Genomic DNA, 15361 nt, shown 5'->3' with positions numbered 1-15361 from the left:
CGAACCGGGCCGGACGGGCCGGGAGGGTATGACAAACCCACCCGGCCCGTCCGGGTCATCTGAAGCAGAAGCTCAAAGCGCCGGCGGCGCAAGCGATCTGGCTGCCGCCCGACGCCAGCTGCTGTCAGACGGCCGCGAGCTCGGCGCGGCGGAACTGCGCAAAGCGTGGCTGGATCTGCACGAATCCTGGCTGGTGGCCAAGGCCGGCGAGATCGGCATCACCGATGACAGCGGTTTCGCGATCGTCGGCGTGGGCGGTCTGGGCCGCCGCGAGCTGCTGCCGTACTCCGATCTTGACCTGATGTTGTTGCACGACAACAAGTCTGACGACGTGCTGCAGCGGGTCGCCGACGGGCTGTGGTACCCGCTGTGGGACGCCAACGTCCGGCTCGACCACAGCGTGCGCACGGTGTCGGGGGCCCTCGGCGTCGCCAACAGCGACATGGTGGCCGCGCTGGGCATGCTGGATGCCCGGCACATCGCCGGGGACCAGCGGCTGTCGGCCGAACTCATCGACGGGGCGCGACGCCAGTGGCGCAGCGCGATCCGATCCCGCATGGACGAGCTCGTCGCGATGACCTATGAACGCTGGCAACGGTGTTGGCGCATCGCGCAACGGGCCGAGCCGGACCTGAAGTCGGGGCGTGGCGGCCTGCGCGACGTCCAGCTGCTCGACGCGCTGGGCGTCGCGCAGCTCATCGACCGCCACGGGATGGGCCATCCCGACGCGCCGGGCGGCTCGCTGGATGCCGCGTACCTCACGCTGCTCGACGTCCGCACCGAACTGCACCGGGTGTCCAAACGCGGACTCGACCAACTGCTGGCGCAGTTCGCCGACGAGGTCAGCGCCGCGCTGGGCGTCGGGGACCGATTCGCTCTGTCCCGCATGCTGTCCAGCGTCAGCCGCACCATCGCCTACCACGCCGAGACCGGCTTGCGGACCGCGCAGAACGCGCTGCCCCGGCGCGGCCTCACCGCCCTGGTGCGGCGCCCGAGACGCCGGCCACTGGACGAGGGAGTGGTCGAGTACGACGGCGAGGTGGTCCTCGCCCGCGATGCCCAACCCCAGACCGATGCCGGGTTGGTGCTGCGCGTGGCCGCCGCGTCGGCCGACACGGGCCTGCCGATCGGCGCCGGGACCCTCAAACGGCTGGCCGACAGCGTCCCCGACCTGCCGTCGCCGTGGCCGCGGGAGGCGCTGGACGACCTGCTGGTGGTGCTCCTGGCGGGTCCCACGACGGTGAACACGATCGAGTCGCTGGACCGCACCGGGCTGTGGGGCCGCCTCTTCCCCGAATGGGACGCGGTCCGCGACCTGCCGCCGCGCGACGTCTCGCACAAGTGGACCGTCGACCGTCACATCGTCGAAACCGCCGTCAACGCGGCCCCTCTCACCACGCGCGTGGCGCGCTCGGACCTGCTCGCGCTCGGCGCGCTGCTGCACGACATCGGCAAGGGGCGCGGCACGGACCACTGTGTGCTGGGCGCGGAATTGGTGGTCCCGATCGCGAACAGGCTGGGGTTGTCGGCGCAGGACACCGACACGCTCGCGGGCATGGTCCGCCACCACCTGCTGCTGCCGATCACCGCCACCCGAAGCGACCTCAACGACCCGAAGACCATCGAGTCCGTCGCCGCGGCCCTGCACGGCGACCCGCACCTGCTCGAGCTGCTGCACGCCCTGGCAGAGGCGGACTCGAAGGCGACCGGGCCGGGGGTGTGGAGCGACTGGAAGGCCTCGTTGATCGAGGACCTGGTCCGCCGCTGCCGGCTGGTGATGGCCGGAGAGCCGCTTCCGGAGGCCGAACCCATTGCGCCGCATTATGTTTCGTTGGCCGCCGACCGCGGGGTGCACGTGGAGATCAAACCCGGCGACCGCGAGCGCCTGACCGCGGTGATGCTCGCGCCGGACCAGCGGGGGCTGGTGTCGAAAGCCGCCGCGGTGCTGGCGTTGAACTCGCTGCGCATCCATTCGGCGTTGGCCAACATCCACGAGGGCGTCGCGATCGTCGAGTTCGTCGTGTCGCCGGTGTTCGGCTCCCCGCCCGAATCCGGCCTGCTGCGTCAGCAATTCAACGGCGCCCTGGCCGGCGACCTCGACGTCCTGGGCACGCTGGAGAGGCGCGACAACGACGCCGTCAGCGCCGCAACCGCGCGGGCCGGCGAGATCCAGGCCGGGGTGCCCGTCACCCGCTCGACCGCTCCGCCGCGCATCCTGTGGCTGGACGCGGCGACCGCGGGCCAGTTGATCTTCGAGGTCCGCGCCATGGATCGCCTGGGCCTGCTCGCGCTGCTGACGAATGCGCTGGAACGTGCGGACGCGGACATCGCGTGGGCCAAGGTCAACACGTTCGGCTCCACGGCGGCCGACGTCTTCTGCGTGACGGTGCCGGCGAACGCCGAGCACCGGGCGCGGGCCGCGATCGAGCAGAACCTCCTGGCCGTGCTGGGCGGCCCCGCGGTCGAAGTGCTCGAGGAGCCCGTCGGCGACTAGTTCTATAACCAGTCGGCTTCTACAACTAGTCGGCTCAGGAGTGCTCGACGTTGAGCTGCCGCAACGCTTCGATGCGGGCCTGGATCTGCTCGCGGGTGGCGGCGGCGATCGGCGGTCCCCCGCAGCGGCGGCGAAGTTCGCTGTGGATCCAGCCGTGCGGCTTGCCGGTGCGGTGGTGGGTGGCCGACACGAGGGTGTTGAGCTCGCGGCGCAGCTCGCGCAGCTGGCCGTGCATCGACGGCGCCGCCGACACCGGGGCCGGCACCCCCTGCGCGGCCCGTCGCTGCAGCTGCTCGTCTTGGCGGCGGTGCAGCAGCGCTCGCATCTGCTCGGCATCGAGCAGGCCCGGGATGCCGAGGTAGTCGGCCTCCTCGTCGCTTCCGGCGGGGGCCGCGGTGCCGAACGACGACCCGTCGAAGATGACCTGATCCAGCTCCGCGTCGGCGCCCAGCGAGGTGAAGCCGTTGTCGACCTCGGTCTTCTCGGTTTGCGTCCGGACGGCGGGGTCACCGTCGAGGGGATCCTCGTCCGGGCGGTGCGGCTCCCCGAGCACGTGGTTGCGCTGGGCCTCCAGCTCGCTGGCGAGCTGCAGCAGGTTGGGCACCGAGGGCAGGAAGATGCTCGCGGTCTCGCCGGGCCGGCGGGACCGCACGAACCGGCCGATGGCCTGCGCGAAGAACAGGGGAGTCGAGGCGCTGGTGGCGTAGATGCCGACGGCGAGCCGGGGCACGTCGACGCCTTCGGAGACCATGCGCACCGCGACCAGCCACCGGCTGGTGCTCGCGGCGAATTCACTGATGCGCTCGGACGATCCGGGATCGTCGGACAGCACCACCGTCGGCGCCTCGCCGGTCAGCGTGGTCAACAGGGCCGCGTAGGCGCGGGCCGCGGTGCGGTCGGAGGCGATGATCATGCCGCCGGCGTCCGGCACGTGCTCGCGCTTCTGGCGCAGCCGCTGGTCGGCGGCCGCAATCACCGCGGGCATCCATTCGCCGGCGGGGTCGAGCGCGGTGCGCCAGGCTCGCGCCGTCTGCTCGCTGGTCAGCGGCTCGCCCAGCCGCGCGGCGTGTTCCTCGCCGGCGCTGTCTCGCCAGCGCGCCTCCCCGGAGTAGGCCAGGAACACCACCGGCCGGACCACCCCGTCGGCGAGGGCCTCGGCGTAGCCGTAGGTGTGGTCGGCCCGCGACCGGCGCACCCCGTCCGCGCCCGCCTCGTAGTCCACGAACGGGATGGGGCTGTCGTCGCTGCGGAACGGCGTGCCCGTCAGGGCGAGCCGGCGGGTGGCGTCGCCGAAGGCCTCGCGGATGGCGTCGCCCCAGGTCTTGGCGTCGCCGCCGTGGTGGATCTCGTCGAACACCACCAGGGTCTTGCGCTGCTCGGTGCGCACCCGGTGCAGAGTCGGGTGCGCCGCGACCTGCGCGTAGGTGACCATCACGCCGTGGTACTCGCCCGACGTGCGGGCGCTGGTGTTGGAGAACCTCGGGTCCAGGGCGATGCCGTGCCGCGCCGCGGCCTGGGCCCACTGCACCTTGAGGTGCTCGGTGGGCACCACGACCGTGATCTGCTCGACGGCGCGCTGGCTCAGCAGTTCGGCGGCGACCCGTAGGGCGAACGTCGTCTTCCCCGATCCGGGGGTGGCCACCGCCAGGAAATCGCGCGGCTGGCCGGCCAGGTATTTGACCAACGCCCGGCGCTGCCAGCCGCGCAGCGCCCTGCCGCCGCCGTCGACGGAGGTCTCCGTGCGATCGGCCGGTTGCACGGACATTTCCCCCCGTAGTTGCAGTTGTCGACGCGGACGGCCCGGTTAAGTGGCGGACGTGAAATCTAGCACGCCAACGCTTTTCGGCGCAGTAACGACTCGAGCGTGGTTAGCGCGGTTCGGCCGCCAGGTCATGGGTCTCCAGCCACGCATGGATGCGTTCGGCGACGTCAGCCCAAGCCGGCTCGAGCATCATGTTGTGGCCCATCGAGAAGAATTCCGGTTCGGTGCGGTAGGCGCGCGCGGTGGCGCGCACGTCGCCGACGCTGACGAAGCCGTCGTACTCGGCGCCCAGCACCATGATCGGCGTGCTCACCCGTCGGGTTCTCACGCGGCGGACCATCGGGTCGGTCATGGCGGCACGCACGCTTTCGGCCCCGGCGCGCCGCATGCAGGATTCGACGACGGCCTCGGGCGTGTCGGCGCAGAAGAGGTACTCGCGGGTGAGCGCCGGGGTGGCGAGGAACCTCAGCAGCGTGCGGTCGCTCCAGGCTTCCAACGTCATCGACGGCCGGCGGCGCCACACGCGCACCGCCAACCTCAGCACGCCCTGCGGCGGCACGGATCCCACCAGCACCGCCGCCGGGGCGCGGCGCTCTTCGAGGTAGCGCTGGATCACGAAGCCGCCCAGGGAATGGCCTATGAGGACAGGGTGGCGCGCCGGCGCGCCGCCCAGCCCGTCGGCCACCGAGCGGACGTCCTCGATGTAGTCGGCGATGGAGACCTTGTGCAGCGGCTTCGCCGTCGGGCTGGCGCCGTGGCCGCGCAGGCTCACCGCGACCGCGCGGTACCCGGCGTCGGCGAAGAAGTCCAGGAAGTGCTCCCAACACCACGCCCCGTGCCAGCCGCCGTGCACGAAGAGCAGCGGGACGGGATGGTCCCGGCTGCAGGACCCCTTGTCGATCACCTCGAGCATGGGCTGGCCCCTTCGGCGGCGTCTTGGTTCGCTCGACCATTCAAACTCGCTCGCCGTCTCGCCGAGACTGAAACCACGCACACGTTTGCCGGCGTGTCGTCTGCGTAGTTGCAATGTCGCGGTCGATGGGCGGCGCCGAGCCGGCCAAGGCGGTGGGCCACTAGGCCTGATGGGTGGTACCTGCCGCGCCCGGCTTCGCCGCGCTTGCAGTACCACTAGGCCTGATGGGTGGTACCTGCCGCGCCCGGCTTCGCCGCGCTTGCAGTACCACTAGGCTGGCGGGGTGTTTGAATCGCTGTCCGACCGGTTGACCGGTGCACTTCAGGGGCTACGCGGCAAGGGTCGTCTGACCGACGCCGACATCGACGCCACCACCCGCGAGATCCGGCTGGCGCTGCTGGAAGCCGACGTCTCGTTGCCCGTGGTGCGGGCGTTCGTCACCCGGATCAAGGACCGCGCCAAGGGCGCCGAGGTCTCGGGTGCCCTCAACCCGGCGCAGCAGGTCGTCAAGATCGTCAACGAAGAACTGATCGGCATCCTGGGCGGCGAGACCCGCCAGCTGGCGTTCGCCAAGACACCGCCGACCGTGGTGATGCTCGCCGGCCTGCAGGGGTCCGGTAAGACCTCGCTGGCCGGCAAGCTGGCCGCGTGGCTGCGCGGCCAGGGGCACACCCCGCTGCTGGTGGCGTGCGACCTGCAGCGGCCGGCCGCCGTGAACCAGCTGCAAGTCGTCGGCGAGCGTGCCGGGGTCCCGGTCTTCGCGCCCCATCCCGGCGAGTCGCCCGAATCGGGACCCGGCGACCCGGTCGCGGTCGCGGCGGCGGGGCTCGCGGAGGCCCGGGCCAAGCACCACGACGTCGTCATCGTCGACACCGCCGGCCGGCTGGGCATCGACGACGAGCTGATGGCGCAGGCCGCGGCCATCCGGGACGCGGTCAACCCCGACGAGGTCCTGTTCGTGCTGGACGCGATGATCGGCCAGGACGCCGTGACCACCGCGGAGGCCTTCCGCGAGGGCGTCGGCTTCACCGGGGTGGTGCTGACCAAGCTCGACGGCGACGCCCGCGGTGGCGCGGCGTTGTCGGTGCGCGAGGTGACCGGCGTGCCAATCCTTTTCGCCTCCACCGGCGAGAAGCTCGAGGACTTCGACGTCTTCCACCCCGACCGGATGGCCAGCCGCATCCTGGGCATGGGCGACGTGCTGAGCCTGATCGAGCAGGCCGAGCAGGTCTTCGACGCCGAGCAGGCCGAGGCCGCCGCGGCCAAGATCGGCACCGGCGAGCTGACGCTGGAGGACTTCCTGGAGCAGATGCTCGCCATCCGCAAGATGGGCCCGATCGGCAACCTGCTGGGCATGCTGCCCGGGGCCGGACAGATGAAGGACGCCCTGGCCCAGGTTGACGACAAGCAACTCGACCGCCTGCAGGCCATCATCCGCGGCATGACACCCGAAGAGCGGGCCGACCCGAAGATCATCAACGCGTCGCGGCGGCTGCGCATCGCCAACGGCTCGGGCGTGACCGTGTCGGAGGTGAACCAGCTGGTCGACCGCTTCTTCGAGGCCCGCAAGATGATGTCGTCGATGCTCGGCGGCATGGGCATCCCGGGCATGGGCCGCAAGTCCGCCACCCGAAAGGCCAAGGGCGCCAAGGGCAAGAAGGGCAAGAAGGGTGGGCGGGGTCCCACGCCGCCCAAGGTTCGCAACCCCCTCGGCGCCGGGATGCCGGGCATGCCGGCCGGGTTCCCCGACCTGTCGCACATGCCCGAGGGCCTCAACGAGCTACCGCCCGGGCTGGCGGATTTCGACCTGTCCAAGCTCAAGTTCCCAGGCAAGAACTAGCCGCGCCGTGCGCATGCACGTGCGAGGTGTCGGGCTGCCGGACGAGAGCCCAACCGAGCTGTGGATCGTCGACGGGCGCATCAGCACCGAGCCCGTCACCGGGGCCGACACCGTCTTTGGCTCGTCTGGGTTTCAAGGCTGGATCCTGCCCGGACTGGTCGACGCGCACTGCCACGTCGGCCTCGGCGAGCACGGCGAGATCCCGCTCGACGAGGCGGTCACGCAGGCCGAGACCGAGCGTGACGTCGGGGCGCTGCTGCTGCGTGATTGCGGCTCACCGACCGACACCCGCAGCCTCGACGACCGCGACGACCTGCCGCGCATCATCCGCGCCGGAAAACATCTGGCCAGGCCCAAGCGCTATGCGGCCGGCTTCTCGCGTGAGCTCGAAGACGAGTGGCAGTTGCCCGAGGCGGTCGCGGAGGAGGCGCGCCGCGGGGACGGCTGGATCAAGCTGGTCGGTGACTGGATCGATCGCAGCGTCGGCGATCTCGCCCCGCTGTGGTCCGACGACGTGCTCAAGGCCGCAATCGAGACCGCACACGCCCACGGCGCGCGGGTCACCGCGCACGTCTTCAGTGAGGACGCGCTGCCCGGGTTGATCAACGCCGGCATCGACTGCATCGAACACGGCACCGGTCTCACCGACGACACCATCGCGCTGATGGTCGAGCGCGGAACGGTCTTGGTCCCCACGCTGGTCAACATCGTGGAGAACTTCCCCGGCATCGCCGACGCCGCCGCCGCGAAGTATCCGACCTACGCCGCCCACATGCGCGACCTGCACGCCCGCGGCCTGTCGCGGATCGCCGCCGCCCGCGAGGCGGGCGTGCCGATCTACGCCGGCAGTGACGCCGGCACCATGGTCGCGCCCGGGCGTATCGCCGATGAGGTCGAGGCGCTCAAGGGCATCGGGATGAGCCCGGCCGAGGCATTGGGCGCGGCGTGCTGGGACGCCCGCCGCTGGCTGGGCCGACCCGGCCTGGATCACGGCGCGTCCGCCGACCTGCTGTGTTACGCGCGGGACCCGCGGTCGGGCCCGGACGTGCTAGGCCGTCCGGACCTGGTGATATTGCGCGGCAAGGCGTTTCACTCGCCGGCGTAGGCCGGCACTCGCCCGACGGGTGGACACACCGGGCAGAAAAGATTGCGAGTGCTTGCTATCTATGTTACGGTCCGTGTCACCGCGAGGACCTGGAGGCAAGAGTGGCGTACGACGTGATCATCCGCGACGGGCTGTGGTTCGACGGCACCGGCGGAGCACCGCAGACCCGCACGCTGGGCATCCGCGACGGCGTGGTGGCCACGGTGTCGGACGGGCCGCTGGACGAGGCGGGCTGCCCCGACGTGATCGACGCGGCCGGCAAGTGGATCCTGCCCGGCTTCATCGACGTGCACACCCACTACGACGCCGAGGTGCTGCTGGACCCGGGCCTGCGGGAGTCCGTGCGCCACGGCGTGACCACGGTGCTGCTGGGCAACTGCTCGTTGTCCACGGTCTACGCCAACGCCGAGGACGCCGCCGACCTCTTCAGCCGGGTCGAGGCCGTACCGCGCGAATACGTCTACGGCGCCCTGCAAGACAAGACGTGGTCGGGCCCGGCGGAATACATCAAGGCGATCGACGCCCTGCCGCTCGGGCCGAACATCGGCTCGCTGCTCGGTCATTCGGACCTGCGGGCCGCCGTGCTGGGGCTCGACCGGTCCACCGACGCCGCCGTCGCGCCCACCGACGCCGAACTGGAGAAGATGGCGGACCTGCTCGACGACGCCCTGGAAGCCGGGATGCTCGGCATGTCGGGCATGGACGCGGCCATCGACAAGCTCGACGGTGAGCGCTTCCGGTCGCGGGCGCTGCCGTCCACCTTCGCGACCTGGCGCGAGCGGCGCAGGCTGATCAAGGTGCTGCGCAAGCGCGGGCGGCTGCTGCAGAGCGCCCCCAACGTGGCGAAGCCGTCGACCGGGATGCTGTTCTTCCTGGCCAGCAGCCGGATCCTCAACCGCGGCAAGGGTGTTCGGATGAGCATGCTGGTATCGGCCGACGCCAAGTCGATGCCGTTGTCGGTGTACGTGTTCGGCCCGGGGACGCGGCTGCTGAACAAGCTGCTGGGCGCCAGCGTGCGGTTCCAGCATCTGCCGGTGCCCTTCGAGTTGTACTCCGATGGGATCGACCTCCCGGTGTTCGAGGAGTTCGGCGCCGGAACGGCCGCCCTGCACCTACGGGATCAGTTGGAGCGCAACGAGTTACTGGCGGACAAGGAATACCGCCGCAAGTTCCGGCGCGAGTTCGACCGCGTCAAGCTCGGACCGTCGTTGTGGCACCGCGACTTCCACGACGCGGTCATCGTCGAATGCCCCGACGAGTCGTTGATCGGCAAGAGCTTCGGCGCCATCGCCGACGAGCGCAAGCTGCACCCGCTCGACGCGTTCCTCGACGTGCTCGTCGAAAACGGTGAGCGCAACGTGCGGTGGACGACCGTCGTCGCCAACCACCGCCCCAAGCTGCTCGACGCACTCGCCAACGAGGGCAGCGTGCACATGGGCTTCTCGGATGCCGGTGCGCACCTGCGCAACATGGCTTTCTACAACTTCCCGGTCAAGCTGCTCAAGCGGGTTCGGGATGCCCAGCGGGCCGGCGCGCCGTTCATGTCCACCGAGCGGGCGGTGTACCGGCTGACCGGCGAGCTGGGGGAGTGGTTCGGCGTCGACGCCGGCACGCTGCGCCAGGGCGACCGCGCGGACTTCGTGGTGATCGACCCGGCCGGCCTCAACGAAACGGTCGAGGGCTACCACGAGGACGAGGTGCCGTTCTACGGCGGCCTGCGGCGCATGGTGAATCGCAACGACGACGCGGTCGTCGCGACCGGTGTGGGCGGCGCGGTCGTCTTCCGTGCGGGCCGGTTCCGTGAGGGCTACGGCCAAACCGTCAAATCGGGCCGCTACCTGCGCGCCGGCCAGCGGCACCGCGGCCGGAGCCCGCTGACGATCGGGGCCTGACATGGCGAGAACCCAGCAGCAGCGCCGCGAGGAGACCGTGGGCCGGCTCCTCGACGCCTGCATCGACACCATCATCGAGGTCGGCTACGCCCGGGCGTCCGCGGCGGTGATCACCAAGCGCGCGGGGGTCTCCGTCGGCGCCCTGTTCCGGCACTTCGAGACCATGGGCGACTTCATGGCGGCCACGGCGTCGGAGGTGCTGCGTCGCCAGCTCGAGACCTTCACCAAGCGGGTCGCCGAGATCCCGCCCGATCGGCCGGCGCTGGAGGCCGCCCTGGCGATCCTGCGCGACCTGACCACCGCGCCCAGCAACGCCGTGCTGTACGAACTGCTGGTCGCCGCCCGCACCGACGAAAAGCTCAGGGCCACCTTGCAACACGAGTTGCGGCAGTACTCCACGAAAATCCACGACGCCGCCCGTGCGCTGCCCGGCGCCGAGGGCTTCCCTGAGGAGACGTTCCCGGTGCTGGTCTCGGTGCTGACCAATGTCTTCGACGGGGCCGCGGTGGTGGAGGGGGTGCTGCCGCAGCCGCACATCGCCGAGCAGCGGATCCCGATGCTGATGACGCTGCTGTCCGCGGCGGCGCCGGACGCGGGCCGACCGGAATAGCTACAGCGAGCCGACGCTGGACTGGGGGCTTTGCGCGAATCCCCAGTCGAACAACGTCGCCGCCTGGTCCCAGTAGGTCGGTCCGCCCTCTTTGATCAGCCCGTACATCATCGCGATGACCAGCCGACGGCCACCGCGGGCAGCGGCCCCGACGAAGGTCTTGCGGGCCGCGTTGGTGAACCCGGTCTTGCCGCCGATCGCGCCGGGGTAGCGCTGCAACAGCTCGTCCTGGTTGGTGATGAGGTGATCGCCGTTATCGCCGGGGAACATCGCCGACGGCTCAGCGGTGATCTGGGCGAACACCGGGTTGGCCATCGCGGCGCGGAAGATGACCGCCAGGTCGTGCGCGGTCGAGGACCCCGATCCGCCGGGCCCGTCCAGGCCGGACGGTGTCGCGGCGTGGGTGCTGGTCGCGCCCAGCGATGCGGCCTTGGCGTTCATCTTGGCGACCGTGGCGTCGGCGCCGCCCAGCATGTGCGCCAGCGTGTTGGCGGCGTCGTTACCCGAGACCAGCAGCAGGCCGTCGAGGAGCTGGCGCGCGGTGTAGGTGCGGCCCGGCTTGATGCCGACGCAGTTGCATTCCACCTGGGTGTCGGCGGCGTCCGCGACGACGGTCGAGTCCAGGCTCACCGAGTCGAGGACCACCTGGGCCAGCAACGTCTTGATGGTGCTCGCCGGCGGGTGGGCCACGTTCTGGTCGCGGCCGGCCAGCACCTGACCGCTGTCGAGGTCGGCCACGATCCAGGTCTGCGCCGGACCGTCCGGGATCGGTACCGAGCCCACCGGCTGCATGCTGTCGGCCCAGGACGCGGGGGCGGCGGCGCCGCACGCCCCGACCGCGAGCAGGGCCGCGACGCCGACCCTGAGGGCCATGACCTTGCGCATGGGTCGAAAGTCTAACTACCTGTCCTGTTCGGCGACGATTTTCGTCTACTGTCCGATGCATGTTGAGCCTGGCCGAGATTTCCGACCGCTTAGAGATCCAGCAACTTCTCGTGGACTATTCCACTGCCATTGACCAGCGCCGATTCGACGACCTCGACAAGGTGTTCACCGACGACGCGTACATCGACTACACCGCGCTCGGGGGCATCGAGGGCCACTATCCCGAGGTCAAGAAGTGGCTGTCGGAGGTGCTGCCGAACTTTCCGGTGTACGCGCACATGCTGGGCAACTTCTCGGTGCGTATCGACGGCGACACGGCGTCGTCGCGGGTGATCTGCTTCAACCCGATGGTGCTCGGTGGCGACAAGGATCAGGTGTTGTTCTGCGGGCTCTGGTACGACGACGAGTTCGTGCGCACGCCGCAGGGTTGGCGGATGACCCGGCGGGTGGAGACCAAGGTCTTCCAGAAGGTGATGTAGCGCGGCGGACCGCCGCGGCTGTCGCCGAGATTGCCACCGGGGTTGCGCCTCGGCCCCCGAACACGACCATGACGGCAATCTGGGCGCGAGCGCCGCGATTTCTGGCGTGGCGGCCTGTTCTGGCACAATGGGCGGCTGTCCGCCGAGCGATCACGCATCGCTTCGTGGTCACACACGCGAGGCAAAACCGGATCCGGGCATCCCGCCCGCATCGCTGAATTGCAGCGTGACACATACAGGAGAATCCGCTCAACCATGGCTGTGAAGATCAAGCTCACCCGCCTCGGCAAGATCCGCAATCCCCAGTACCGCATCGCCGTCGCCGACGCGCGGACCCGCCGCGAAGGCCGCTCCATCGAGGTCATCGGCCGCTACCACCCGAAGGAAGAGCCGAGCCTCATCGAGATCAACTCCGAGCGCGCCCAGTACTGGCTGTCCGTCGGTGCCCAGCCCACCGAGCCCGTCCTCAAGCTGCTGAAGATCACCGGCGACTGGCAGAAGTTCAAGGGCCTGCCCGGCGCCGAGGGCTCCCTGAAGGTCGCCCCGCCCAAGCCCAGCAAGCTCGAGCTGTTCAACGCCGCGCTGGCCGAGGCCGAGGGCGGTCCCACCACCGAGGCCGCCAAGCCCAAGAAGAAGGCTTCAACTTCAGGGGCGAAGAAGGCCGCCAAGGCCGCCGAGCCGGAGGCCGCCGCTGAGCCGGAGGCCGCCGCCGAGGCCGCGCCCGCGGAGACGACTGCCGAGGGCGGCGAGCCGGCCGCGCCGAGCACCGAGAGCTGACCGCGGCGATGAGTACGGTCGTCGTTGACGCGGTGGAGCATCTGGTCCGCGGAATTGTCGACAACCCCGACGATGTCCGGGTGGACATGGTGACCAGCCGCCGTGGCCGAACTGTCGAGGTGCACGTCCACCCCGACGACCTGGGCAAGGTGATCGGCCGCGGCGGGCGCACCGCGACCGCCCTGCGCACCCTGGTCGCCGGCATCGGTGGCCGCGGCATCCGCGTCGACGTGGTGGACACCGACCAGTAGCCGGGAATGGAACTCCGTTGGAGTTGACCGTCGGGCGCGTCGCGAAAGCGCACGGGATCGGCGGCGAGCTCGTCGTCGAGGTCCGCACCGACGACCCCGACTCCCGGTTCGCGCCGGGTAACACCTTGCGCGGCAAGGCATCCCGCGGTGGCGCGGAACGCGACTTCGTCGTGGAGAGCGTGCGCGAACACGGTGGGCGGCTGCTGGTGCGATTGGCCGGGGTGACCGACCGTGACGCCGCCGACGCCCTGCGCGGCACCCTGTTCGTCGTCGACTCCGCCGACCTGCCCCCGATCGACGAGCCGGACACCTACTACGACCACCAGCTCGAAGGGCTGCGCGTGCGGACAGTGACGGGCCAGGATGTCGGCGTCGTCGCCGAGGTGTTGCACACGGCGGCCGGGGAGCTGCTGGCGGTGCGCCGGGGCGACGGCGGCGAGGTGCTGGTGCCGTTCGTCGGCGCGATCGTCACGTCGGTGTCGCTCGACGATCACGTCGTGGAGATCGATCCCCCCGAGGGCCTGCTGGACCTGGCATGAGGATCGACGTCGTCACCATCTTCCCGGCCTTCTTGGATCCGTTACGGCAATCCTTGCCCGGCAAGGCGATTCAGTCCGGCCTGGTCGACCTGCGGGTGCACGACCTGCGCCGGTGGACACACGACGTGCACCGCTCCGTCGACGACGCACCCTATGGCGGTGGCCCCGGGATGGTGATGAAGGCGCCGGTGTGGGGCGAGGCGCTGGACGAAATCTGTTCGGAGCAAACCGTTTTGGTCGTCCCCACGCCCGCCGGTGCGTTGTTCACCCAGGCGGACGCGCAGCGTTGGAGTGCCGAGGAGCACCTGGTGTTCGCGTGCGGCCGCTACGAGGGCATCGACCAGCGGGTCATCGACGACGCCGCCCGGCGGATGCGGGTCGAGGAGGTCTCGATCGGCGACTACGTCCTGCCGGGTGGCGAGTCGGCGGCCGTGGTGATGATCGAAGCCGTGGTGCGCCTGCTCGAAGGGGTGCTCGGCAACCCGGCGTCGCACCTGCAGGATTCGCACTCGCCGGCCCTGGACCGGCTGCTGGAGGGGCCCAGCTATACCCGGCCGCCGAGCTGGCGCGGGCTCGATGTTCCCGAGGTGCTGTTGTCCGGCGACCACGCGCGCGTCGCCGCATGGCGCCGGGAGGTCTCACTGCAGCGCACCCGTGAACGGCGCCCGGAGCTGCTGGACTCGCCCGGACTAGAGCCCGGCGACGACTAGAGCCCGCGCCGCAGCGGATCGATGCGGCCCTCGGGAAATATCGTCTTGACCGCACGGGTGATGGTCTCGCGGGCGGTGGCGTCGTCGGAGGGCTGCAAAGACTGCACCACCATGATGTAGCGACGGTCCGCGCCGATCACCCCCGTCGACAGGTGCATCCAGTCGCTGCCGATGCAGCACATCCAGCCCTGCTTGACCGCCACCGGTTCGGCATACAGCCCGTCGGGGATGCCGAAGCGCTGCGGGTAACCGTCGAGCCCATTCGGGGTGGACTGCGCCAGGTCGTCGACGATGACCTTCGCCTTGTCGGCCGGCAGCCCGCCCGATCCGTCGAGCAGCATCTCGTAGTAGCGGATCAGGTCGGTCATCGAGCTCATCGTGTTCCACCAGCGTCCGTCGCTGGGCGGGGTCGTCGAGGTGAGCCCGTAGCGGGCCGCGACCGCGGCGACGATGGCGTTCTCGCCGCCCTGGGCCCAGAACCTCTCGGCCGCGCCGTCGTCGGACGACTGCAACATGATGTCCAGCGCCTGCCGGTCGTCCGCGCTCAGCGCGGCCTTGCCCTGGGATTCGTGCAGCAGCAGGTCGTCGGCGATGAACAGCTTGGCCACCGACGCGGTGCCGATGACCTGGCTGTTGCCGGTGGAGACCAGTTCGTGGGTCTTGCGGTCGAGGATCGCCACCGACAGCGCGGCTCCGCCGGCGGCGGCCTCGTCGGTGGCCCGCTGCACCCGCGCCTGCAGGCCCACGGGGCCCGCGGCGGTCGGTTGCTGTTCGGGTTGGGTGGGCTTGGCCGCCTCGAGCATCAGCTCGGCCACCTGCGGGGGAGGTTGGCGCAGTCCGCGGTCGGGGGTGACGTACACCGGGAAGTTGTATGCCTTGGCCTGGACCTTCGCCTCGCATCCGGCGGCCACCACCAACGCCACCGCCGCGGTGGCGGTGAGCAGAAACAGCGGCCGAACGCGCATTCCTCTCCTCCGGTGTTCCCAAGCTGCTCGAACGCGGGCCCGAATCGCGCGGTCAGCGCGTTCCAGCCCAGCTCATATGTACCATTCACCAGCCCTTTCGGCTCGCTGCGAACCGCGTCCGGTCCTGTGATTTTCTCCG

At 70.3% G+C, this 15361-nt stretch carries 14 protein-coding genes; 10 read left to right on the top strand and 4 right to left on the bottom strand.

Translation table 11 applies throughout. The features are described from left to right. The first annotated feature begins 28 nt into the window (after positions 1-28). Positions 29-2494, top strand: a complete 2466-nt coding sequence (locus tag C1737_RS10835; protein WP_082972951.1) for a [protein-PII] uridylyltransferase — start codon at positions 29-31, stop codon at positions 2492-2494. Between the two features lie 34 nt (positions 2495-2528). On the opposite strand, the gene C1737_RS10830 is transcribed toward C1737_RS10835, so the two are convergent. Continuing rightward, positions 2529-4259 (bottom strand): DEAD/DEAH box helicase, encoded by a 1731-nt coding sequence (locus C1737_RS10830; RefSeq protein ID WP_102418165.1) that lies wholly within the window; start codon positions 4257-4259, stop codon positions 2529-2531. Positions 4260-4362: 103 nt separating this feature from the next. After that, positions 4363-5169, bottom strand: a complete 807-nt coding sequence (locus tag C1737_RS10825) for an alpha/beta hydrolase (RefSeq protein WP_102418163.1) — start codon at positions 5167-5169, stop codon at positions 4363-4365. Positions 5170-5452: 283 nt separating this feature from the next. Between C1737_RS10825 and ffh the strand changes: the two genes are divergently transcribed. The 4 genes from ffh to C1737_RS10805 are packed head-to-tail and all read left to right on the top strand — an operon-like array spanning position 5453 to position 10616. Next, positions 5453-7009, top strand: a complete 1557-nt coding sequence (gene ffh / locus C1737_RS10820; protein WP_067920386.1) for a signal recognition particle protein — start codon at positions 5453-5455, stop codon at positions 7007-7009. 13 nt (positions 7010-7022) lie between these two features. Further along, on the top strand, positions 7023-8114 hold the full coding sequence (locus tag C1737_RS10815; protein WP_102418161.1) for an amidohydrolase family protein: 1092 nt from the start codon (positions 7023-7025) through the stop codon (positions 8112-8114). 41 nt (positions 8115-8155) lie between these two features. After that, positions 8156-10006, top strand: coding sequence for an amidohydrolase family protein (locus C1737_RS10810; RefSeq protein WP_102419887.1), 1851 nt, complete (start codon positions 8156-8158; stop codon positions 10004-10006). A gap of 1 nt (position 10007) precedes the next feature. After that, positions 10008-10616: a TetR/AcrR family transcriptional regulator gene (locus C1737_RS10805; RefSeq protein WP_067928323.1), complete on the top strand. Its 609-nt coding sequence runs from the start codon at positions 10008-10010 to the stop codon at positions 10614-10616. Here C1737_RS10805 and C1737_RS10800 read toward each other — a convergent pair whose 3' ends face one another. After that, the gene (locus tag C1737_RS10800; RefSeq protein WP_369807522.1) at positions 10617-11501 is read right to left on the bottom strand and encodes a D-alanyl-D-alanine carboxypeptidase family protein; all 885 of its coding nucleotides are present in this window, start codon (positions 11499-11501) and stop codon (positions 10617-10619) included. A 59-nt stretch (positions 11502-11560) separates the two neighbouring features. On the opposite strand from C1737_RS10800, the gene C1737_RS10795 reads away from it, so the two are divergent. The 5 genes from C1737_RS10795 (at position 11561) to trmD (ending at position 14257) form a co-directional block, all read left to right on the top strand. Then, on the top strand, positions 11561-11980 hold the full coding sequence (locus C1737_RS10795; RefSeq protein ID WP_067918970.1) for a nuclear transport factor 2 family protein: 420 nt from the start codon (positions 11561-11563) through the stop codon (positions 11978-11980). A gap of 255 nt (positions 11981-12235) precedes the next feature. Further along, positions 12236-12757: a 30S ribosomal protein S16 gene (gene rpsP, locus C1737_RS10790; protein WP_067918969.1), complete on the top strand. Its 522-nt coding sequence runs from the start codon at positions 12236-12238 to the stop codon at positions 12755-12757. Between the two features lie 8 nt (positions 12758-12765). Next, positions 12766-13008, top strand: a complete 243-nt coding sequence (locus C1737_RS10785) for an RNA-binding protein (RefSeq protein WP_003878715.1) — start codon at positions 12766-12768, stop codon at positions 13006-13008. A gap of 17 nt (positions 13009-13025) precedes the next feature. Continuing rightward, positions 13026-13547: a ribosome maturation factor RimM gene (gene rimM, locus C1737_RS10780; protein WP_102418159.1), complete on the top strand. Its 522-nt coding sequence runs from the start codon at positions 13026-13028 to the stop codon at positions 13545-13547. Next, positions 13544-14257, top strand: coding sequence for a tRNA (guanosine(37)-N1)-methyltransferase TrmD (gene trmD, locus C1737_RS10775; protein WP_102418157.1), 714 nt, complete (start codon positions 13544-13546; stop codon positions 14255-14257). Before rimM ends, trmD begins: the two co-directional genes overlap by 4 nt. On the opposite strand, the gene C1737_RS10770 is transcribed toward trmD, so the two are convergent. Then, positions 14254-15222: a hypothetical protein gene (locus C1737_RS10770; RefSeq protein ID WP_102418154.1), complete on the bottom strand. Its 969-nt coding sequence runs from the start codon at positions 15220-15222 to the stop codon at positions 14254-14256. The genes trmD and C1737_RS10770 overlap by 4 nt on opposite strands. Positions 15223-15361 lie beyond the last annotated feature (139 nt).

This window comes from Mycobacterium sp. 4858 (assembly GCF_900240975.1).
In the GTDB taxonomy this organism is placed as follows: Bacteria; Actinomycetota; Actinomycetes; order Mycobacteriales; family Mycobacteriaceae; genus Mycobacterium.
The sequence above is the reverse complement of the archived record's forward strand: the minus strand, read 5'-3'. Positions and strand labels throughout refer to the sequence as shown.